Consider the following 22384-nt stretch of genomic DNA (forward strand, 5'->3'; position numbering starts at 1 on the left):
TGCCTTCGTGATGTTTTCGTCGGTCGCAGGGGTCGTCGGTTCGCCCGGTCAGGGCAATTATGCGGCGGCGAACAGCTTCCTCGACGGGCTTGCGGCCTATCGGCGCGACCTGGGATTGCCGGCGACATCGCTGGCCTGGGGACTTTGGGAAGAAGCGTCGGCCATGACGCAACATCTCGGCGACCGGGACAAAGCCCGGATCAGCCGGCTCGGTTTGGCGCCGCTGTCCAGCCGGCAGGCCCTTGAGCTGTTCGACGCCGCCATGCTCAGCGACCGCCCTGTCCTAGTAGCCACCCGGCTCGATCACCGGGCGCTCGCGGCCCACCGCGACGTGCTACCGCCGTTGTTGAATCAGTTGGTGGCTCGCCCCGCCAGGCGGGTCGTCGGTGACGTCGACACCGCCTCGATATCCAAGACGGGGTTATCGGCGCAGCTGCACGGGCTGTCCGCGGAGCAACGCCGTGAGGTGCTGGTCGACTTGGTGTGCGGCAGCGCCGCCGCGGTACTGGGATTGCCCAACACTGCCGACGTCGACCCGCAACTCCCGTTCCAAGAACTGGGCTTCGATTCACTGACCGCGGTCGAGCTCCGCAATCGGCTCAAAAAAGCTACCGGGCTGACGCTTTCGCCGACGGTGATCTTCGATCACCCGAGCCCGGCGGGCCTTGCCGCGCACCTCGATGCCCAGCTCGACGTCGCAGACCCGGCCGCCGATCCGCCTGACCGGATGGCGCGCTTCATCGACATCACCCGCGAACTGCAACTGCTCCTCAACCAACCCCACTGGAATGCTGAGGAAAGAGCACAACTGGCGGCGCGCATGCATGGCCTGCTGGGTGACCTGACAGACCCGACAGACGCCGAACCCGAGCAGGCCGACGACTTCGACGACGACATCAAGACCGCCACCGAGCGCCAACTCTTCGCGATCCTTGACGATGACCTGGCGCCGTGACGCATACCGAAGACGACCCGTCAGGCATTGCGATCATTGGCCTTGCCTGCCGATTTCCCGGTACCGACGGGCCCCGAGACTTTTGGCAGCTGCTGCGTGACGGTCGGGAAGCTCCCAAGTCTTTCGGCGATGCGGTCGCGGACTTCGATGCGGACCTGTTCAACATATCGCCCCGTGAAGCCTGCGCGATGGACCCACGTCAACGACTGGCCCTGGAACTGACCTGGGAACTCTTCGAAGACGCCTTCATCATGCCCCGAGTGGTCAGTGGTCAGCAGGTCGCGGTCTTTCTCGGCGCGATGAATGACGACTACGCGTTCCTGACCCTCAGCGCCACGGCATCCAGTGTCGACCACCACTCATTCCCGGGCACCAGCAGGGCATTGATCGCCAACCGGGTCTCCTATGCCTTCGGATTGCAAGGGCCGAGTCTGACAGTCGATTCCGGTCAGTCGTCGTCACTGGTGGCGGTCCACCTGGCAGCCGAAACCCTGCGGACGGGCGCAGCACCCCTGGCGGTCGCGGGCGGCATCCACCTGAATCTGGCCAATGAGATAGCGGTGCTGGAAATGGAATTCGGCGCCGTCTCGCGTTCAGGACAGACCTACGCATTCGACGAACGCGCAGACGGCTACGTTCGCGGCGAAGGTGCCGGCCTGATTCTGCTCAAGCCGCTGCGAACCGCGCTGGCCGACGGCAATCGAATCCATGCGGTGATCCGAGGCAGCGCCGCAGGCAACGCCGGGCATAGCACCGCAGCGTTGACCGCCCCGTCGGTGTCGGGGGAAGCCGAGGTCATCCAGCGTGCGCTGGCCGCGGCAGGCCTGGACGGCCACGACATCGACTATGTCGAAGCCCACGGCACCGGCACCGCGATCGGCGATCCGGCCGAGGTCCTGGCGTTGGGGGAGGTTTTCGGCGAGCGACGGCGCGGGCCGGTGCGGGTCGGATCGGTCAAAACCAACGTCGGTCATACCGGCGGGGCGGCAGGAGTCGCCGGCCTGATCAAAACCGTGTTGGCGATCGAAAACGCCGAGATTCCAGCGAGTCTCAACTATGGGGCGTCCCCTCCCGGCGCCGACCTGGCCAGCCGTGGGCTACAGGTCAATACCTGCCTGGCGCCGTGGCCCGACACACCACGGCGAGCGGGAGTGTCGTCGTTCGGGATGGGCGGAACCAACGCGCATCTGATCCTCGAACAAGCGCCGGTTCTCAACGATGCAGTCCCCGAAGTGGATAGCGGCCTGCCGGTGCCATGGGTGTTGTCGGCACGCTCTGTCGAGGCTCTGCAGATTCAAGCCCGGCGATTGTTGAGCTGGGTAAGCACTGACAGTGGTTTGCGTGCGACGGATGTGGGATGGTCCCTGGCAACCACCAGGACCCCGCTCGAACATCGCGCGGTGGTGATCGGAACGGATCGCGTCGAGCTCATCGACCGGCTGCGCGCACTCGCCGTCGGCACTACCGGAATGACGTCCGGCAGGACCGCCTTCGTGTTCCCGGGGCAGGGTTCGCAGTACCTCGGCATGGGACAGCAGCTATACCAACGGTTTCCGGCCTTCGCGCGGACGTTCAACGAAGTCGCCTCGGCGCTGGATGAGCACCTGCGGTTGCCTTTGCGGCAGGTCATCTGGGGTCGGGACGGCGCGCTCCTGGAAAGCACGGAGTTCGCCCAGCCGGCATTGTTCACGGTCGAGGTCGCGCTGGCCGCCTTACTGGCGTCATGGGGCGTGGTGGCCGACGTCGTGCTGGGTCATTCGGTGGGGGAGATCGCGGCCGCTCACGTCGCCGGGGTGCTGACACTGTCCGATGCGGCGCGGGTGGTGGCGGTGCGTGGCAGATTGATGTCCGCGCTGCCTTCGGGCGGGGTGATGGTGGCGGTGGCCGCCGGCGAGGACGAGGTGACTCCGCTCCTGGTGGACGGAGTCACTATTGCCGCTGTCAATGCCCCAGACGCGGTGGTGATTTCAGGTCTGGACACCGCCGTGGCCGCTGTCGTGGACCCATTGGTGGCACGGGGCCGGCGGGCGCATCGGTTAGCGGTTTCGCATGCATTCCATTCCGAGCTGATGGAGCCGATGCTGACTGAATTCTCCCGGGCCGTTGCCGGCGTCTCGGCCAGCTCGCCCCGAATTCAATTGCTCTCCAACATCACTGGGCAGCTGGCCGGGCCCGGGTACGGGTCCGGCGGATACTGGGCCGAGCATGTCCGGCGTCCGGTGCGATTTGTCGAGAGTCTGCGGGTCGCCGAGTCGTTGGGCGCCGACATCTTTATGGAAGTGGGTCCTGCTGCGGGCCTGACAACAGCTTTCGCGCCACTGACCCGAGACCGTCCGGAAGTGGAATCCCTGCTCGACGCGGTGGCCGAATTGTTCGCGGCGGGCGTTGCCGTCGACTGGCGCGGGGCGTTCGATGGGCTGTCGACTCGACGAGTCGATTTGCCCACTTATGGCTTCGCCCGGCAGAGGTTCTGGTTGGGTGCGGCTGTGCAGCCACCCGCACACCAAGGAGCCGTGCCCTTCCCGGAGCGCCTGCGGCAACTGGATGCGAAGGAACGACATCGCCGATTGGTCGAGCTGATCTGCGAACACGCGGCGATCGTGTTGGGCCACGACAGTGGCCGGGATGTCGACGCGCAGCGCGCGTTCCAGGACCTCGGATTCGAGTCGATGACGGGGGTGGAATTACGCAACCGCCTAATAGCCCTAACCGGGTTATCGCTTTCGCGCACGCTGATCTTCGACTATCCGACTGCAGAGAAGTTGGCCGAACACCTTGGCCGGCAACTTTCGGCGGACCCGTGCGACGAATCCCACGACGAAACCGACGACCAAATCGACGACGAAACCGACGACGAAACAGTCCGGCGGTTGCTGCGCACGATTCCCATCGCGGAGCTACGCAGAGCCGGGTTGCTGGACAGGCTGTTGTTGCTGACCGGACATGCCAAAACTTCCAGTTCACAGGATCTACTCGGGGAGGATGCCATCGATTCGCTGAGTCCCGAGGCGTTAATCGCTCTGGCGCTGGATACCGCGGATAGAAAAGACACAGAAAACTGAAAATTTGGCTGTCTAAATGTTTTATGGCAATGCTTAGCACGGCAAATAAGACAGGTGTTGAATAACGATTCTTTTGCGGGCCCGGGTGCGGCGGATTAAACTCCGGGGGAGTCTGTACGGGACGGGCTGGGCCGAAAGAAACTAAACGAGGGCAGGGTCATGAGCGTCGTCGCGGGTGTGTTTGGGGCGTTGCCACCACATCGTTACAGCCAGAGTGAGATCACCGAGCTGTTCGTTGAGTTCCCCGGCTTGAAGGAACACGAGGAGATCGTGCGGCGCCTGCACGCGGCCGCCAAGGTGAACAACCGCCATTTCGCTCTGCCGCTGGAGCAGTATCCGTCGCTCACCGACTTCGGCGAGGCCAACGAGATCTTCATCGAAAAAGCGGTCGAACTCGGCATCGAAGCGCTGCTGGGTGCACTGGACGAGGCCGGTCTGCGGCCGCAGGACATCGACATGATCGCCACCACCACGGTCACCGGGGTCGCGGTCCCCTCACTGGATGCCCGCATCGCCGGCCGGCTGGGTTTGCGCCCTGATGTGCGCCGGATGCCGCTGTTCGGTCTCGGTTGTGTCGCCGGCGCGGCGGGCGTGGCCCGGTTGCACGACTACCTGCGTGGCGCGCCCGACGATGTCGCTGTGCTGATTTCGGTCGAACTGTGTTCGCTCACCTATCCCGCGGTCAAGCCGACTGTGTCGGGTCTGGTGGGATCGGCACTGTTCGGCGACGGTGCGGCCGCGGTCGTGGCTGTCGGGGACCGGCGCGCCGAGAATCTGCGAGCGGCCGGACCGGAGGTCATCGACTCCCGCAGCCGTCTCTACCCCGACTCCCTACACATCATGGGCTGGGACGTCGGGTCGAGCGGCCTGCAGCTGCGCCTCGCTCCAGAGCTCACCGATTTGATCGAGCAGCACCTACCGGCCGACGTGGACGGGTTCCTTGCCGCCCACGAGCTGACCCGCAAGGACATCGGCGCCTGGGTGAGCCATCCCGGCGGACCCAAGGTGATCAACGCGATCACCAACAGCCTCGAACTGCCTCCAGAGGCGCTGGAGCTGACTTGGCGCTCCCTCGGCGAGATCGGCAACCTGTCGTCGTCGTCGGTGCTGCATATTCTGCGCGACACCATCGAAAAGCGGCCGCCCAGCGGCAGCCCAGGGCTGATGCTGGCGATGGGTCCGGGATTCTGCGCGGAATTGGTGCTACTGCGCTGGCGCTGAGTCAAGAATCGGTGCTACTGCGCTGGCGCTGAGCCAAGAATCGGTGCTACTGCGCCGGCGCTGAGCTGAGGCGAGCGCTGCTCACCTCGACGGTCAGACCCGGTCGCGGACTCAGGGCGGCGAAGTTCGCTGCGCGAATTCGTTGCTCGGGCAACCGTAAACGCGTCCTGGCAATCAGCCGCGCCAGCATCACCGTCATCTCGGTGGTGGCCATGACGGCACCAATACAGCGGTGCAGGCCCCCGCTGAACGGAATGAACTCGTGCGGCGCCGGCTTGCGGTACTCCACACCGGCGGGATCCCACCGGTGTGGGCGGAATTCCGTTGGCTCGGGCCATATCTCGGGAATCCGATGCGTCACGTATGCGCTGAAGACGATCATCCGGCCGGCGCGTATCCGGTGCCCGTCGAACCGCAGATCGCGCATTACCCGCCGGCCTGAGATGACGCCCGGCGAGTACAGCCGGAGTGTCTCGTGCACAACGCCATTGAGATAAGTGAGGCCCGAGATGTCTGCTGCGGTCGGTGCCTGCCCGCCGAGCACCCGCTCCACCTCGTCGGCGGCCGCATCCCAGGCTCCGGGCATAATCAGCAATGTGTATGCGGCCCAGGCTAACGCGGCGCTGGTGGTTTCGAATCCCGCGGTGATCATCGAGACGATCTGGTCGCGAATCTCGTTGTCGCGCAGCACCTGACCTTCGTCGGACCGACCGTTGAGCAGCACCGTCAACATGTGATCGTCGGGGCGAGGCCGGGCCCGCGCGTCGGCGATCTCAGCGTCCATCAAATCGTCGATGCGCTTGCGGGCGTCCATCGCGTGGCGCCAGCCGGGGGAGTTGAACCGTCGCTGCAACCGCATCACCTGTGGTGGCCGGTGGGTCAGCTCCAGCAGCGGTTGCAGCTGCTCGCCGAGAAAGTCCGAATGCGCCGCCATCCGGGAACCGAACAGGCTCTCAGCCGTGCTGCGCCGGACCGCCGAACGGAATTCCCGGTAGAGGTCCAGCCGCTGCCCGGGACACCACCGGTCGATCATGGTGTCGACAGCGGACACCATGGTCGGCACGTAGTCCTGGATCTGCCGGTGTCGCAGCCCTGGGGCAACCACGCTGCGTCGGCGGCGGTGGTCCTCCCCGTCGCTGACGATCAGCGCGGTCGGACCGTCGACGGGCATCAGACTCTCGAATGTCTCCCGCCAGCTGAACGCATCGGCGTTGGCGAAGACGAACTTGTTCGCCGCGGGCCCGAGTAGATAGACGAAGCCGTGCCGGCCGATTCCGGTGTCGATCAGCGGGCCGCGGCGCCGATATGCGGCGAGCAGCGCTTCCCCGGGCGGGTAGGAGACCGGTTTCATTCCAGGACCTCCGACAGTTCCAGCCAGCGACTCTCCGTCACCGCGACATCGTCTTCGAGAGAACGTAATTCGCCGGTCAAGCGGGTAATGCCGACATGGTCGGATTGGTCGTGCTCGGCGAGTTCGGTGTGCTTGGCCGCGATCCGCTGGGCCAGTCGGGCCAGCTGCCGGTCGAGTGCGGCCAGCTCTTTCTCGGCGGCCCGCCGTTGCGCCCCGGACATCGAGGTCGTGAGGGCGGGATCCGGTTGCGCGGGCTTGTCCGTCGACCGGGCGGAGAGCCGCAGGTACTCGTCGACGCCACCGGGCAGATGTCGCAATGTGCCATCGAGGATCGCGTACTGCTGGTCGGTGACGCGCTCGAGCAGGTACCGATCGTGGGAGACGACGATCAGAGTGCCCGCCCACGAGTCGAGAAGGTCCTCGGTCGCCGTCAGCATGTCGGTGTCCACGTCATTGGTGGGCTCGTCGAGAAGCAGCACGTTGGGCTCGGACAGCAACGTGAGCATGAGTTGCAACCGCCTGCGCTGCCCGCCCGACAGTTCACCGACCCGGGCCGAAAGCTGGCCGCGGTCAAAGCCCAGGCGCTCCAACAGCTGCGACGGGGTGACCTCGCGGCCTTCGACCTCATATCCGCTTTGCAGTCGGCCGATCACGTCTGCGATCCGTTCGCTCGCCAGCGCGGTCAGCTCTGCGCCCTGCTGGTCCAGCACTGCCAGCCGGACGGTTTTGCCGCGCTTGACGCGTCCGGTGTCGGGCTGGACGGTGCCGGAGATCAGCCCCAGCAACGTGGACTTCCCGGCGCCGTTGGCCCCGACGATGCCGGTGCGCTCGCCCGGTGCGATCCGCCACTCGACGTCACGCAGCACCGGGCGACCGTCGAACGAGACGGACACGTCGAGCAGGTCCACGACATCCTTGCCCAGCCGGGCCGTGGCCAACTTGGCCAACTCGACGGCGTTGCGCAGCGGCGGGATGTCAGCGATCAGCTGGTTGGCGGCCTCGATTCGGAATTTGGGCTTGGAGGTACGTGCAGGAGCTCCCCGGCGCAACCAGGCGAGCTCCTTGCGCATCAGGTTCTGCCGTTTGGCTTCGGTCGCGGCGGCCTGCCGGTCCCGTTCGACCCGCTGCAGCACATAGGCCGCGTATCCGCCTTCAAACGGCTCGACGATTCCGTCGTGAACTTCCCAGGTCGTATCGGCGACCTCGTCGAGAAACCAACGGTCGTGCGTAACCAGCAGCAGGCCACCGGTATTGCGTGCCCAACGTTGTTTGAGATGGCCGGCCAGCCACGTGATGCCCTCAATGTCAAGATGGTTGGTCGGTTCGTCGAGCGCGATCACGTCCCACTCGCCGATCAGCAATCGAGCCAGCTGCACTCGTCGCCGCTGACCCCCGCTCAGGGTGGAAACCGATGCGGCCCAGTCGATATCAGATACCAGCCCGTCAACCACGTCCCGTATCCGGGCATCGCCGGCCCACTGGTGCTCGGGCTGGTCGCCGACCAGCGTCCAACTCACGGTGTGGTCGGGGTCGAGGGTGTCCGCCTGGCTCAGCGCGCTCACCCGCAGGCCGCTGCGCCGCGTGACCCGTCCGGAGTCGGGACGGACTTGGCCGGTGAGCACACCCAGCAGGCTGGACTTTCCGTCCCCGTTGCGGCCGACTATGCCGATGCGGGCGCCGTCGTTCACACCGAGCGTCACCGATTCGAGGATGACCCCGGTGGGATATGCCAGGTGTACCGCCTCGGCGCCGAGCAGGTGTGCCACCGGACAGACGCTACCGACCGTTCGCAGCGAACCGGGTACCACCGTGGCCAGCAAGGTGCAACAATGTCACGCGTAAGGCAATGACGACGTAGGAAGCCGGTGTGAATCCGGCGCGGTCCCGCCACTGTCATCGGGGAGCGAACCTCATCAGCCACGGCGCGAGCTGGAAGGCGAGGGGAGCTGCGATCCGAGAGCCAGGATACTCGCGTCATCGCGTCCTGCGGCCCGAGGCGGAGTACCTCGAGAGAGCTGATCGCCGATGTTGTGCTGTTCAAGCAACTTTTCCACCAAAGTCCTCAGCAGTCCGAACTTTAGCCCGCTCCATCGGCGCGGCAACGGGTTCGGTCATGGCTGAGGCAATTCGGTGACCGCCCCGATCTGGATGGCCGCACCACCGGAGGTGCACTCTGCGCTGCTCAGCAGCGGACCGGGCCCGGGTCCGTTGCTGGCTGCCGCGGCAGCATGGAATTCGTTGGCCACCGAATATGCGCAGACTGCTCAGGAACTGGCGGCAATGTTGGGTGCGGTGCAGGGCGGCTCCTGGGACGGCGGCACCGGCGTGGCGTATGTAGCGGCGCACGCGCCTTATCTGGGGTGGTTGACGCAGGCCAGTGCGCAAAGCGCGGCCGTGGCCGGCCAACAGGCCACCGCGGCCGCGGCCTGGACCACCGCGTTGGCCGCCATGCCCACGCTGGCCGAACTGGCCGCCAACCACGCGACACACGCTGCGTTGCTGGCGACCAATTTCTTTGGTATCAACACGATTCCGATCGCGCTGAACGAGGCCGACTACCTTCGCATGTGGATTCAAGCGGCCACCGTGATGAGCACTTATCAGCAGGTCACCACCGCCTTGTTGGCCGCCGTCCCGCGTCCCATCGAAGCTCCGCAAATCGTCGAGCTGGCACAACAACTGGCGGACGCCATCAATGCGCGGTTGCCGCTACCCGCCGACCGACAGAACGACTTCTTCGATTGGTTGGAGCAGAGCGGCTATATTCGGTTCTACGACGAATACATACAGCCGTTGATCGACGCGCTGTTCGAAAGTCCTTACCTGCAATCGATGTTCGGCGGTTTCGATCCGTACCTGCCTATCCTGGGCAATCCACTTTCGTTCCTCAGCCCGTTCAATATCGCCTTCGCCCTTGGGTATCCGATGGACATCGGGACCTACGCGGCCTTGCTGTCGCAGACGTTCTTCTACATCTCTCTCGATCTCACCGCGGCAATCGCGTCGGGCAATCCCGCAACGATCGGGTTCACCATCCTGTTCACCACCGTCGAAGCGATCGGCACCATCATCACCGACACCATCGCGCTGCTGAAGACCCTGCTCGAGCAGACCCTGGTGTTGATCACGGTTCTGGTGCCGATGCTGACCGCCCCCTTGGTGCCGTTGGTTGCCGGTGGAGTGTTGGCACCGATCGGAATCAAAGGCTTAGCCGCCTTGGTCGCCGTCCCGCCGCCGCCGCCACCGGTCACGCCGGCCGCCCCGGCGCTGGCGGCGCTCGCCCCGAGCGTCCCGACGTCCAGCCCCGCACCCACACCGGCTGGGGTGGAAGCGACGACTCCGGCGCCTACGCCGGGCACGTCACCACCGCCGACCGCCGCACCGCCGACGGTGACCGGTGCCGGGCTGGGCGCGCACTTGGATGCGTCCGGTTACCTCGTGGCTGACCTGTCCTCGGTTGCCAAGAGGGCAGCTGCCACCGGTGCCAAGAAAAGTGCGCCGGAACCCGAGCAAGCCGAAATTCCGGCGACGGCAGCGACGCCGCAGGAGCCCGGTGGCGCACCCCGCCGGCGGCGGACCAAGGTCGCCCAGTTGGGCCGCGGTTATGAGTACATGGATTTGGAGCCCGAGAGCGATGCCCCGATCGCTTCCGGCCGGGGTGCGGGAATCCCAGGGTTCACCGGTACCGCGGCGCGACGACCGGCTCCGGCGGCGGGTCTGACGACCCTTGCCGGGGATGAGTTCGGCAACAATCCGCGGATGCCGATGCTGCCGGGAACCTGGGATGGCGACCCGGAAGAGAGCCGCTGACGAGCACGAGTGCGAGGGACCAGTCCAGCCAGACGGCCCAGGGCAGCGATGCGTGGCGTCCTGACCTGCATCCTTGGAGTTTGGCTTGCGCTGAACCTGCGGCGGGCGCGGACGACCGACCGAGGACCGGGTTGCCCTAATAGTGTGACCCAGACCACCCGACCGGACTGATGTGCCATGATGTCCACGCTGGTCAAGGCCCAACTAGGGGAGCGTTGAGGAGCCGTGGTGGATCTCAATTTGTCGATGGTCACTAGGCCGGTCGGGCGTCTGGTGGCCACCGCCCAGAACGGTCTGGAAGTGCTACGGCTGGGGGGCCTGGAAACCGGGAGTATCCCGTCGCCGTCCCAGGTCGTACAGAGCGTGCCGATGTACAAGCTTCGGCGGTACTTTCCACCCGACAACCGGCCGGGACAGGCGCCGGTGGGTCCACCCGTGCTGATGGTGCACCCGATGATGATGTCTGCGGATATGTGGGACGTCACCCGCGAAGACGGTGCGGTGGGCATCCTGCACGCCAGCGGACTCGACTGCTGGGTAATCGATTTCGGCTCGCCCGACAAGGTCGAGGGCGGCATGCGTCGCAATTTGGCCGACCACATCGTCGCGCTCAGCGAAGCCATCGACACGGTCAAGGACGCCACCGGCCAGGACGTGCACCTGGTCGGCTACTCACAAGGCGGCATGTGGAGCTACCAGGTCGCCGCTTACCGGCGCTCGAAGAACCTCGCCAGCATCGTGGCGTTCGGTTCTCCGGTAGACACCCTGGCTGCCTTGCCGATGGGCATCCCGGCCAACTTCGGCGCGGACGCCGCCAACTTCATGGCCGACCACGTGTTCAACCGGCTGAACATCCCAAGTTGGATGGCACGCACCGGCTTTCAGATGATGGACCCGCTCAAGACCGCCAAGGCGCGGGTCGACTTCGTTCGCCAGTTGCACGACCGGGAGGCGTTGCTGCCCCGCGAACAGCAGCGCAGATTCCTCGAACGCGAAGGATGGATCGCCTGGTCCGGGCCGGCGATCTCGGAACTGCTCAAGCAGTTCATCGCGCACAACCGGATGATGACCGGCGGTTTCGCCATCAACGGTCAGCTCGTGACACTGACCGACATCACCTGTCCCGTCCTGGCGTTCGTCGGCGAGGTCGATGACATCGGCCAGCCGGCGTCGGTGCGCGGCATCCGACGTGCGGCGCCTAACACCGATGTCTACGAATGCCTCATTCGCACAGGACATTTCGGTCTGGTTGTCGGATCCAAAGCGGCCCAACAGAGTTGGCCCACCGTCGCCGAGTGGGTGCGGTGGATCTCCGGCAGCGGTGAGAAGCCGGCGAGCATCGCCGTCATGGTCGAACAGCCGGCCGAACACAACGACAGCGGTGTCGCGTTGAGTTCGCGGGTAGCGCACGGCATCGGCGAGGTGTCGGAGGCGGCCCTGGCGCTTGCCCGCGGTGCCGCGGACGCTGTCGTCGCGGCGAACAAGTCCATGCGCACCCTGGCCGTCGAAACCGTGCGCACGCTACCCAGGCTGGCCCGACTCGGCCAACTCAACGACCACACCCGCATCTCGCTGGGCCGCATCATCGAAGAGCAGGCGCACGACGCCCCGCAGGGCGAGTTCCTGCTGTTCGACGGTCGCGTGCACACCTACGAGGCGGTGAACCGGCGCATCGACAACGTGGTCCGCGGCCTGATCGAGGTGGGGGTGCGCCAAGGCGACCGGGTGGGCCTGCTGATGGAAACCCGGCCCAGCGCACTGGTTGCCATCGCGGCACTGTCCCGGCTGGGTGGCGTGGCCGTAATGATGCGCCATGACGCCGATTTGGCGGCCCAGGTCCGCCTCGGCGGAGTGAGCGAGATCCTGACCGACCCCGCCAACCTCGACGTCGCCCGGCAGCTGCCAGGCCAGATCCTGGTGCTGGGCGGCGGGGAGACCCGCGATCTGCACCTCCCCGAGGACGCAGACGTGATCGATATGGAACAGATCGATCCCGACGCCGTGCAACTGCCAGCCTGGTACCGGCCTAACCCCGGCTTCGCGCGGGACCTGGCGTTTATCGCGTTCAATGCGGCCGGCGGCGAACTGGTCGCCAAACAGATCACCAATTTCCGGTGGGCGTTGTCGGCGTTCGGGACTGCGTCGACGGCATCGCTGGACCGCAGAGACACGGTGTACTGCCTGACCCCGTTGCACCACGAGTCCGCACTCTTGGTCAGCCTGGGTGGCGCGGTCGTGGGCGGCACCCGCATCGCCCTCTCCCGGGGATTGCGTCCGGACCGGTTCGTCGCCGAGGTACGCCAGTACGGGGTGACTGTGGTGTCCTACACCTGGGCGATGCTGCGCGACGTGGTCGACGATCCAGACTTCGCGCTGCACGGCAATCATCCGGTGCGACTGTTCATTGGTTCCGGTATGCCGACAGGCTTGTGGGAACGCGTGGAATCGGCGTTCGCACCCGCCCACGTCGTCGAGTTTTTCGCTACCACCGACGGACAAGCGGTGCTGGCCAACGTATCCGGGGCCAAGGTCGGCAGCAAGGGCCGTCCCCTGCCGGGCGCGGGGCGTGTCGAACTCGGTGCCTACGATGCCGAACAAGACCTGATCCTCGAAGACGACAACGGCTTCGTCCAAGTCGCCGAGACAAACCAGATCGGCGTCCTGCTGGCCCAGTCGCGCGGGCCCATCGACCCGACCGCATCGGTGAAGCGGGGAGTTTTCGCGCCGGCCGACACCTGGATCTCCACCGAGTACCTCTTCTACCGCGACGAGGACGGGGATTTCTGGCTCGCCGGCAGGCGCGGCTCGGTGATCCGTACCGCGCGCGGAATGGTGTACGCCGAACTGGTCATCGATGCGCTGGGTTGCATCAGCGCCATCGATCTGGCAGTCACCTACGGCGTCTCGGTCGGCGACCGGCAATTGGCGGTGTCGGCGGTCACGCTGCGGCCCGGCGCGACGGTCATGGCTGCCGATTTGGCCGAGGCGGTGGCGCGCATGCCGGTCGGCCTGGGCCCAGACATCGTCCAGGTCGTGCCGGAGATGACGCTGAGCGCGACATTCCGTCCCACGGTGAGCGCGCTGCGTGCGGGCGGAATACCCAAATCCGGCCGTCAGGCATGGTACTTCGACGCCACCAGCAAGGAGTTCCGCAAGCTGACACCGGCGGCCCGTACCCAGCTGAGCGGGAAGAAAGCGACCAGGGATGCTTGACCGATGATCGACGATGCCTTACTTGAGATTCTCGTCTGCCCGGCCGACCGGGGTCCACTGCTGCTCGTCGACGACGGCCGTGAGCTTTACAACCCGCGGCTGCGGCGTGCGTATCGGATCGAGGACGGTATTCCGGTCCTGCTGGTCGACGAGGCTCGCGACGTCGACGACGACGAGCACGGCCGTTTCACCGGGCAAGGCCGTCCGGCAGCTCCCCAGTGAGGTAGCGCTGCAGGTTCGGGGCGATGGTTTGCGCGATCTGCTCGGTGGGCAGTGAGGCGAACGGTTCGATCTTGACGATGTAGCGCGCCATCACGACGCCCATCAGCTGGGAGGCGACGAACTGGGTGCGGATCTGACCCGTCCCCACCGGATTGTCAACGCGGGCGCCAACTTCGACGCTGATCACCTCCTGCAGAAACGAGCGCGCCAAACCCACCTCGTCACCCGAGATCAACGAGCGCAGCGTCGCGATGAGCCCGGCCCCCAACTCCGAATCCCACAGGGGCAGCAATATCGAGGGCAGCCGGTACCCCAATTCCTCGACCGGGGTCTCACGCAATTGTGCGATCACCAGCATGGGGTCGATCGGGAGGTGGATGGCCGCGGTGAAGAGTTCCTGCTTGGTGCCGTAGTAGTGGTGCACCAGAGCGGCATCCACCCCGGCCGCCTTGGCCACCGCGCGCACCGATGTTCGATCGATTCCGTTGCGCGCAAACAGTTCTCGTGCACTGGCCAGGATGCGTTCGCGAGTGTCAGAGTTTCCGGCGGGCCGGCCGGGCCGCTTTCGCTTCGCGGTTTCCGCCACTGTCAAGGTGTCCTGCGCCGCAGTGTCGCGGCGGCCAGACACATCGATGCGACCGCGAAGCCCAACACGACAGACATGTCACGCACGGTAGTCGCCGTCAGTCCCGGATGGGCACCGACCTGCTGCAGGGCCTCGAGCGCATAGCTGGCCGGCATGACGTTGCTGATCCACTGCAGCCAGTCCGGCATCGCAGATCGTGGCACGATCACCCCCGCCAGCAGCAGCTGCGGCACCATGACTAGCGGGATGAACTGCACGGCCTGGAATTCGGTGCGGGCGAAGGCGCTGAACAGCAGTCCCAGGCCGACGCCCAGGATCGCGTTGGCGATCGCGATCACGAATACCCACGCCGGGCTGCCCGCGGTGGTGAAGCCCAGTAGCCAGAACGAGACGCTGCAGGCCACAACGGCTTGCGTCGCGGCGGCAACCGAGAATGCGGTCCCGTATGCCATCAGCAGATCGAGCCGGCGTAGCGGTGTGGTCAGGATGCGTTCCAACGTTCCCGAAGCGCGCTCGCGCTGCATGGTGATGGAGGTGATGATGAACATGACGAACAGCGGGAACAGCCCCAGCAGAATCAGGCAGGTGTTGTCGAACGGTGTGGGGGTGCCGGGGCGGTGCGGAGCGTTCTGGAACATGAAGTACATCAAGGAGATCACCACGACGGGCACCACCAGAATCATTGCGACGCTGCGATGATCGGCGCCGAGCTGGCGGAGGATGCGCGTCGTGGTGGCCGCATACGGCTTCAGCTGCTGTATCGGGCTTACCCGGCTTTGGGTTGTGCCACCTGCTCGGTGCTGCGCTTGATGATGGACAGAAACGCTTCCTCCAGTGAGGTGCATGAGGTGTCCTCTCGTAGTTGGGACGGGGTGGTGTGTGCGACCAGCCGTCCGTCGCGCATCAGCAACAGGTCTGCACAATGGTCGGCTTCGTCCATCACGTGGCTGGACACCAGCAAGGTGGTGCCGCCGTCGGCCAGTTCGCCGAATTGGTGCCAAAGGTCAGCGCGCAGAACCGGATCCAAGCCCACTGTGGGCTCGTCCAGCACCAGCAGATCGGGTTGGCACACCAGCGCACACGCGAGCGACACCCGGGTGCGTTGACCGCCGGACAAGTTGTCGCAGACGGCGGTTCGGTGATCGGTGAGGCCTACCCGGTCGATGGCTCGGTCGGCGGCGTCGGCGTCGAAACCGTACAGTGCCGCGAAATAGCGGACATTGTCGATCACCCGCAGGTCGCGGTAGATGGTCGGGTCCTGCGGCACATAGCCCACGCGGCGACGCAGCGCCGCGGACCCGGCCGGATGTCCGAGCACGGTGACGGTGCCGGATGCCACCACCTGAGTGCCGACGATGCTGCGGATCAGGGTGCTCTTACCGCATCCCGACGGACCGAGCAGGCCGGTGATGGTGCCCGGTGCGATCCGCACCGAGAAGTCATGCAGCGCCGGTCGTTTGCCGCGGATCACTCGAAGGTGCTCGATATGTATCGCGGACTGTGTGGCGTTTCGCACTAATTCATCCGATGATGAAGTCATCATATGGTGAATATTCGACCTGTCGGCGTCCCATGTCAAGTGGCCAGGCAGAATCGGTGCGATGAGTGCATCCGGACCGGCCGCCGAACTGCTGGTCGACCCGATGTCGGCTGCCCGACGGCTACTCGGTGCCGCGATCCGCGGCAGGGGCGTGCGTGCGGTGATCGTGGAGGTCGAGGCGTACGGCGGCGTGCCAGACGGCCCCTGGCCGGATGCCGCGGCACATTCCTACCGCGGCCGCAGTGCCCGCAATGCAGTGATGTTCGGACCGCCGGGGCGGCTGTACACCTACCGCAGCCACGGGATCCACGTCTGCGCCAACGTTTCGTGCGGGCCGGACGGCACCGCGGCCGCCGTGCTGCTCAGGGCGTGTGTTCTCGAGGACGGCATGGACGTCGCCCGGACCCGGCGCGGCGCATCTGTTCGCGACGTCGCGCTCGCCCGTGGACCCGGCAATCTGTGCTCCGCGTTGGGAATCACCATGGACGACAACGGTATTGATGTGTTCGACCCCCACAGCCCGGTCGCGATAGAGTTGCGCGCGCCGCTGACCGCGACCGCGGGACCCCGGGTCGGGGTCAGTCAGGCCGCGGATCGGCCCTGGCGGCTGTGGCTTGCCGGGCGACCGGAGGTGTCGGCCTACCGGCGAAGTCCGCGAGCGCCGGCGCCCGGTGCCAGTGACTAGTTTTGCTGCCGGGAGGCTGTGTCTACCGTCGTGGGCGGACGCCGGGCATCCGGCGCGCACGGCCGGGTCGGCATCCTGCAAGACTCTCAGCCATGGTTAACGGGATCCTCGACGAGTTGGGCTGGCGCGAATTGATCGCTCAGTCCACCGACCTCGACGCGCTTGCCGCGCAGGCCCGGGGCGGTCCGATCACCGTGTACGCCGGATTCGACCCGACCGCGGCCAGCCTGCACGCGGGACACCTGGTGCCGCTGCTGGCGTTGCGGCGCTTTCAGCGTGCCGGCCATCGACCCATCGTGCTGGCCGGCGGGGCTACCGGGATGATCGGCGACCCGCGTGAGGTGGGCGAGCGCAGCCTGCACGGGGCCGACACGGTAGCTGAATGGACCGAACGGATCCGGGGTCAATTGGAGCGCTTCGTCGACTTCGATGACTCACCCACCGGCGCGATCGTCGAGAACAACCTCGAATGGACCGGTGCCATGTCGGCCATCGAGTTCCTGCGCGACATCGGAAAGCACTTCTCGGTGAACGTGATGCTTGACCGCGACACCGTCCGCCGCCGCCTGGAGGGCGAGGGCATGTCCTACACCGAGTTCAGCTACATGCTGCTGCAAGCCAACGACTACGTGGAACTGCATCGCCGACACGGCTGCACGCTGCAGATCGGCGGGTCGGATCAGTGGGGAAACATCATCGCCGGCGTGCGACTGGTGCGCCAGAAGCTCGGTGCCGCGGTGCACGCGCTCACTCTGCCGCTGGTGACCTCTGCTGACGGCACGAAATTCGGCAAGTCCACCGGTGGCGGCAGCCTGTGGCTGGACCCGCAGATGACCAGCCCCTATGCCTGGTATCAGTACTTCGTCAATACCGCCGACGCGGACGTGATCCGCTACCTGCGCTGGTTCACCTTCCTGTCGGCCGACGAATTGGCCGAACTGCAACAAGCCACCAACGAGCGCCCGCAGCAGCGCGCGGCTCAACGCAGGCTGGCCACCGAACTCACCGTCCTGGTGCACGGCGAGGCGGCCGCCGAAGCCGTCGAACACGCCAGTCGGGCGCTGTTCGGCCAGGGCGAGCTGGACCGTCTCGACGAAGCCACGCTTTCGGCGGCGCTGCGTGAAACCTTCGTCGCCGAACTCAAACCCGGTGAACCGCAGGGGATTGTCGACCTGCTGGTGACCACCAAATTATCCGAAAGCCGCAAAGCGGCACGACGCACCATCGGCGAAGGTGGTGTGTCGGTCAACAACATTCGCATCACCAGTGACGAATGGTCGCCGCAGCCAACCGATTTCCTGCACGGCCGTTGGTTGGTGGTGCGCCGCGGCAAGCGGAACATCGCCGGAATCGAGAAGGTCTAGAAAGCATCCAGCGGGATCTCATCACGAGGGGGAGGGTGGCGATGAGACCCCGCTGGATCTGGTTGCTAACTCTTTGCTTCGATACCAATTCTGCGGTCTCTCAGACCTCCTCGCTATCCCATTTCTGGCCCCCAGCGCGGGGGAATCCCGTTCGTCCGGGTGGAGCACCGCGTCGTCCACCGATCGGAGGACACGCGTTAGTGCGTAAACCTTTACCTGTCCGTGTCGTGTAAGTGACAGTCATTCAGCACTGTTGTCACGATGACCGGACCCGCGACCGCGCTCCGACTGCTGGCGCTGGCGGCAGGCGTATTCGGTGTCTCAGCCTCGGTTGCGGCGCCGATACATGCCGACATGCTGGGAAACGCCTTCCTCAATGGCCTGAACAACGCCGGCATTCCCTACAGCCAGCCTGCGACGGCGATCGCGGCAGGTCGATCGGTTTGCCCCAGGGCATTCCAGCCCGGCGGCAACTTCGACGCCATTGTCTCCGAAATCGCTGAGCTCAATGACATGTCGGAAGAAAGGGCGGCGGCGTTCACCATCGTGGCGATCGCGACGTACTGCCCAGCTCTGATAGCGCCGATGCTGCCGCACCGGTTGCAGGCATAGCGCTGCGGGCGTTGTTTGTGAGCCCGCAGAGCTACCCGTAACCTCTAGCGGGTGGTCGATGACAGGCGCGGTGGCAACGAGCGGCGACCTCGATCCGCATCCGGCGGTGCCCCGCGGCACTCCGGACCGGGCCGGGCCAGACCGGCCCAACCCAGGACCACAGACACCGACACCGCTCATGCCGGCCCCCCGATTCCCGACGACGTCGACGCCCGGCAGCTGGCACCCGATGTCCGGCGTGAACTGAGCACCCTGGACCGGGCCACCGCCGACGCGGTCGCGCGTCATCTAGTCGCGGCCGGCGGCCTGCTCGACGAGGATCCCGAAGCCGCCCTGAGCCACGCGCGCGCGGCGCGGGCCCGTGCCAGCCGGATCGCCGCGGTGCGGGAGGCCGTAGGGATCGCCGCCTACCGCTGCGGCGACTGGGGTCAGGCGCTGGCCGAGTTCCGTGCCGCACGCCGGATGGGTAGCAAGTCGGCATTGCTGGCGCTGATCGCTGACTGCGAGCGCGGGCTCGGCAGACCGCAGCGCGCGGTCGACTTGGCCCGCAGCCCGGAGGCTGCGCAGCTCACCGGCGACGACGCCGACGAGTTGCGCATCGTCGCGGCCGGTGCCCGGGCCGACCTGGGGCAACTCGAGCAGGCACTCACGGTGTTGTCGACACCGCAGTTGGATCCCGCCCGTACCGGTTCGACGGCCGCGCGGTTGTTCTACGCCTACGCCGAAACGCTGTTGGCGCTCGGGCGCGGTGACGAGGCCCTGCAGTGGTTCCTGCGATCGGCCGCGGCCGACATCGACGGTGTCACCGATGCCGAAGAGCGGGTCGACGAACTTGGCTGACTCGAAAAGTATTGCACAGCAATATGATTGCCTGCTGCTGGACCTGGACGGAACGGTCTTTCGCGGCCACGCCCCCACCGAGGGCGCTGTCGAGTCGCTGGATGCCGTCGAAAGCCGCAAGCTCTACGTCACCAACAATGCCTCGCGCAGCGCCGACGAGGTGGCCGCCCACCTGCGTGAGCTCGGGTTCAGCGCCGACAGTGAGGACGTCGTGACCAGCGCCCAGAGCGCGGCCCACCTGCTGGCCAAGCAGCTGCCGCGGGATTCCAAAGTGCTGGTGGTGGGCACCGAAGCGCTGGCCGACGAGATCGCCGCGGTCGGGTTGCGTCCGGTCCGTAAGTTTGACGACGAACCCGACGCCGTGGTGCAAGGGCTCTCGAAAGAGGTCACCTGGTCCGACTTGGCCGAGGCGACGTTGGCCATCCGGGCGGGCGCCCTGTGGGTGGCAGCAAACGTCGACCCGACTTTGCCCACCGAGCGTGGTCTGTTGCCGGGCAACGGGTCCTTGGTGGCCGCGGTGCGGGCAGCGACGGGGGAACAGCCGCAGGTGGCCGGCAAACCGGGGCCGCAGCTGATGAAGGATGCGGTGGGCCGCGGCGATTTCCGTGCGCCGCTGGTGGTCGGGGACCGGTTGGACACCGACATCGAAGGTGCTAACGGTGCCGGGCTGACCAGCCTGATGGTGCTCACCGGCGTGAATTCCGCGCGCGACGCGGTATTCGCCGAATCCGGTCAGCGGCCTACATATATCGGCCACGATCTGCGCTCGCTACATCAGAACGGTGACTTGCTGAAGATTGGAGCCCAACCCGGCTGGCGGATCGACGTCGACGACCACACGCTCACCGTCACCGCGACCGACGACGAGCCGTCCGACGATCTGGCCGTCGTGCGAGCCGTCGCCGCCGCGCTGTGGGATGCCGACGGCAATCTGGGGATCGAAGCGGCCGACGATCAGGCCCGCGCTGCGCTGGAGCGCTGGTCCCTATTAGCGTAGGAACGCAATGACTATCGATCCTGACGAGATTCGTGCGGAAATCGAATCCTTGGTGGCCCAGTTGCCCGAGGGGGCGGACGCTACCACCGGCCCGTCGCTCGAAGAGCTCGAAGACATCGCGCGCCGCCTCTCTGAAGCGCACGACGTGCTGCTGCGCGCCCTGGAGTCGGCGGAGAAGGGCTGAGTGCGCGCATGCCACGGCGTGCCCGGGTCGACGCCGAACTGGTTCGGCGGGGTCTGGCACGTTCCCGCCAGCAGGCCGCGGAACTGATCGGCGCCGGCAAGGTGCGCATCGACGGCCTTCCCGCGGTGAAACCAGCCACCGCCGTCGCGGTCACCGCGGCACTGACCGTCGCCGACGACGGAGAACGTGCGTGGGTTTCGCGCGGCGCGCACAAACTCATCGGGGCGCTCGACGGTTTCGGGATCGCGGTCCGCGGTCGGCGTTGCCTGGATGCGGGTGCCTCAACCGGCGGTTTCACCGAGGTCCTGCTGGACCGCGGCGCCACGGAAGTAGTCGCCGCCGACGTCGGATACGGGCAGCTCGCGTGGTCCCTGCGCAGCGACCCGCGGGTGGTGGTCGTCGAGCGGACCAACGCCCGCGACCTGTCGCCCGAGCTGATCGGTGGGCCCGTTGGCCTGGTGGTTGCCGATCTGTCATTCATTTCATTGGCGACGGTGCTACCCGCGCTCGTTGGCTGTGCTTCGGCTGACGCCGATATCGTTCCCATGGTGAAGCCGCAATTCGAGGTGGGCAGGGGCCAGGTCGGGCCCGGCGGGGTAGTTCAAGACCCCCAGCTGCGCGCAGGCGCGGTGCTGGCCGTCGCACGGCGCGCCGAAGACCTCGGGTGGCACCCCGTCGATGTGACGGCCAGTCCGTTGCCGGGCCCGGCGGGCAACGTCGAATACTTCGTGTGGCTGCGCGCCCAGACCGACCGTGCGCTGTCCGGTGACGCACTCGAATCCGTCGTGCAACGCGCTGTCCAGGAGGGCCCACAGTGACAACCGAACGCACCGTCCTGATGGTCGTCCACACCGGCCGCGACGAAGCAACCGAAACCGCGCGACGCGTCGAGAAAGTGCTGGGCGACAACGGCATTGGCCTGTCAGCACTGTCTGCGGAAGCAGTTGACAAGGGCTCGCTGCGGCTCGGCCCCAACGACATGCGGGCCGTCGGTGTCGACATCGAGGTCCGCGACGCGGATCCGATGGCTGCCGAAGGCTGCGAACTTGTGCTGGTGCTAGGCGGCGACGGTACGTTTCTGCGCGCGGCCGAATTGGCCCGCAATGCCGGCATTCCAGTGCTGGGGGTGAACTTGGGCCGGATCGGATTTCTGGCTGAAGCCGAGGCCGAGGCGATAGATGTCGTGCTCGAACACGTTGTGGCGCAGGACTACCGGGTGGAGGAACGGCTGACACTAGACGTCGTGGTGCGCCAGGACGGCGAAATCATCGACCGCGGTTGGGCGCTGAACGAAGCGAGTCTGGAAAAGGGACCGCGGCTCGGCGTGCTGGGCGTAGTCGTCGAGATCGACAGCCGGCCGGTGTCGACCTTCGGCTGCGACGGGGTGTTGGTGTCCACGCCCACCGGATCCACCGCATACGCGTTCTCCGCGGGCGGGCCGGTGTTGTGGCCCGACTTGGAAGCAATCCTGGTGTTGCCCAACAACGCTCACGCACTGTTCGGCCGCCCGATGGTCACGAGCCCGGACGCCAGCATCGCGATCGAGATCGAAGCCGGCGGTCACGACGCGTTGGTGTTCTGCGATGGCCGCCGGGAGATGGTGGTACCCGCGGGCAGCCGGCTCGAGGTAACCCGCTGCAATACCCCGGTGAAGTGGGCGCGGCTGGACAGCGCGCCGTTCACCGACCGCCTGGTGACGAAGTTCCGGCTGCCGGTATCTGGTTGGCGCGGACGGCAGTAGC

General features: G+C 66.2%; 19 protein-coding genes and 1 riboswitch. Of the genes, 14 read left to right on the forward strand and 5 right to left on the reverse strand.

The window, feature by feature from the left end:
• The 3 genes from A5636_RS03335 to A5636_RS03345 form a co-directional block, all read left to right on the forward strand.
• A partial coding sequence (locus tag A5636_RS03335; RefSeq protein WP_155763558.1) for a beta-ketoacyl reductase occupies positions 1-955 on the forward strand: 955 nt, incomplete at its 5' end.
• On the forward strand, positions 952-4017 hold the full coding sequence (locus tag A5636_RS03340; protein ID WP_065157283.1) for a type I polyketide synthase: 3066 nt from the start codon (positions 952-954) through the stop codon (positions 4015-4017). The genes A5636_RS03335 and A5636_RS03340, both read left to right, overlap by 4 nt.
• A 126-nt stretch (positions 4018-4143) precedes the next feature.
• Entirely contained in the window at positions 4144-5238 is a 1095-nt protein-coding gene (locus A5636_RS03345; RefSeq protein ID WP_301336676.1) for a type III polyketide synthase, read from the forward strand.
• Positions 5239-5284: 46 nt separating this feature from the next.
• On the opposite strand, the gene A5636_RS03350 is transcribed toward A5636_RS03345, so the two are convergent.
• Positions 5285-6589: a cytochrome P450 gene (locus A5636_RS03350; protein ID WP_065157285.1), complete on the reverse strand. Its 1305-nt coding sequence runs from the start codon at positions 6587-6589 to the stop codon at positions 5285-5287.
• Entirely contained in the window at positions 6586-8355 is a 1770-nt protein-coding gene (locus A5636_RS03355) for an ABC-F family ATP-binding cassette domain-containing protein (RefSeq protein WP_065157338.1), read from the reverse strand. Before A5636_RS03355 ends, A5636_RS03350 begins: the two co-directional genes overlap by 4 nt.
• A 46-nt stretch (positions 8356-8401) precedes the next feature.
• A riboswitch (cobalamin riboswitch) is annotated at positions 8402-8580 on the forward strand.
• Positions 8581-8719: 139 nt separating this feature from the next.
• On the opposite strand from A5636_RS03355, the gene A5636_RS03360 reads away from it, so the two are divergent.
• The 3 genes from A5636_RS03360 to A5636_RS03370 all read left to right on the forward strand — a co-directional run bounded on the left by A5636_RS03360 (position 8720) and on the right by A5636_RS03370 (position 13834).
• Complete coding sequence (locus tag A5636_RS03360; protein ID WP_065157286.1) at positions 8720-10399, forward strand: PPE family protein; 1680 nt, start codon at positions 8720-8722, stop codon at positions 10397-10399.
• 225 nt (positions 10400-10624) lie between these two features.
• Positions 10625-13612, forward strand: coding sequence for an acyl-CoA synthetase (locus tag A5636_RS03365; RefSeq protein ID WP_155763560.1), 2988 nt, complete (start codon positions 10625-10627; stop codon positions 13610-13612).
• A gap of 3 nt (positions 13613-13615) precedes the next feature.
• A complete protein-coding gene (locus A5636_RS03370) occupies positions 13616-13834 on the forward strand; it encodes a Trm112 family protein (protein ID WP_065157287.1) in 219 nt (72 codons plus the stop codon).
• Here the strand turns inward: A5636_RS03370 and A5636_RS03375 are convergent.
• The 3 genes from A5636_RS03375 to A5636_RS03385 are packed head-to-tail and all read right to left on the reverse strand — an operon-like array spanning position 13800 to position 15963.
• Positions 13800-14420 (reverse strand): TetR family transcriptional regulator, encoded by a 621-nt coding sequence (locus A5636_RS03375; protein ID WP_155763562.1) that lies wholly within the window; start codon positions 14418-14420, stop codon positions 13800-13802. The two genes, A5636_RS03370 and A5636_RS03375, sit on opposite strands and share 35 nt — an antisense overlap.
• A gap of 2 nt (positions 14421-14422) precedes the next feature.
• On the reverse strand, positions 14423-15172 hold the full coding sequence (locus tag A5636_RS03380) for an ABC transporter permease (protein ID WP_253900482.1): 750 nt from the start codon (positions 15170-15172) through the stop codon (positions 14423-14425).
• Between the two features lie 14 nt (positions 15173-15186).
• Positions 15187-15963: an ABC transporter ATP-binding protein gene (locus A5636_RS03385; RefSeq protein ID WP_065157289.1), complete on the reverse strand. Its 777-nt coding sequence runs from the start codon at positions 15961-15963 to the stop codon at positions 15187-15189.
• A 58-nt stretch (positions 15964-16021) separates the two neighbouring features.
• On the opposite strand from A5636_RS03385, the gene A5636_RS03390 reads away from it, so the two are divergent.
• The 8 genes from A5636_RS03390 to A5636_RS03420 all read left to right on the forward strand — a co-directional run bounded on the left by A5636_RS03390 (position 16022) and on the right by A5636_RS03420 (position 22383).
• A complete protein-coding gene (locus tag A5636_RS03390) occupies positions 16022-16645 on the forward strand; it encodes a DNA-3-methyladenine glycosylase (RefSeq protein WP_065157290.1) in 624 nt (207 codons plus the stop codon).
• A 92-nt stretch (positions 16646-16737) separates the two neighbouring features.
• Entirely contained in the window at positions 16738-18009 is a 1272-nt protein-coding gene (tyrS, locus tag A5636_RS03395) for a tyrosine--tRNA ligase (protein WP_065157291.1), read from the forward strand.
• Between the two features lie 261 nt (positions 18010-18270).
• Positions 18271-18621: a DUF732 domain-containing protein gene (locus tag A5636_RS03400; RefSeq protein ID WP_065157292.1), complete on the forward strand. Its 351-nt coding sequence runs from the start codon at positions 18271-18273 to the stop codon at positions 18619-18621.
• Positions 18622-18672: 51 nt separating this feature from the next.
• Entirely contained in the window at positions 18673-19461 is a 789-nt protein-coding gene (locus tag A5636_RS03405; RefSeq protein WP_081287581.1) for a tetratricopeptide repeat protein, read from the forward strand.
• A complete protein-coding gene (locus A5636_RS03410; protein ID WP_065157293.1) occupies positions 19430-20458 on the forward strand; it encodes an HAD-IIA family hydrolase in 1029 nt (342 codons plus the stop codon). Before A5636_RS03405 ends, A5636_RS03410 begins: the two co-directional genes overlap by 32 nt.
• A 7-nt stretch (positions 20459-20465) precedes the next feature.
• Positions 20466-20642, forward strand: coding sequence for a hypothetical protein (locus A5636_RS25955; protein WP_155763565.1), 177 nt, complete (start codon positions 20466-20468; stop codon positions 20640-20642).
• An 8-nt stretch (positions 20643-20650) separates the two neighbouring features.
• Positions 20651-21460 carry a TlyA family RNA methyltransferase gene (locus A5636_RS03415; RefSeq protein ID WP_065157294.1) on the forward strand — a complete coding sequence of 270 codons (810 nt, stop codon included), beginning with the start codon at positions 20651-20653 and terminating at the stop codon, positions 21458-21460.
• Positions 21457-22383, forward strand: coding sequence for an NAD kinase (locus A5636_RS03420; protein WP_065157295.1), 927 nt, complete (start codon positions 21457-21459; stop codon positions 22381-22383). Before A5636_RS03415 ends, A5636_RS03420 begins: the two co-directional genes overlap by 4 nt.
• Position 22384 lies beyond the last annotated feature (1 nt).

The sequence above is a fragment of the Mycobacterium asiaticum genome, from assembly GCF_001673315.1.
GTDB lineage: Bacteria > Actinomycetota > Actinomycetes > Mycobacteriales > Mycobacteriaceae > Mycobacterium > Mycobacterium asiaticum_B.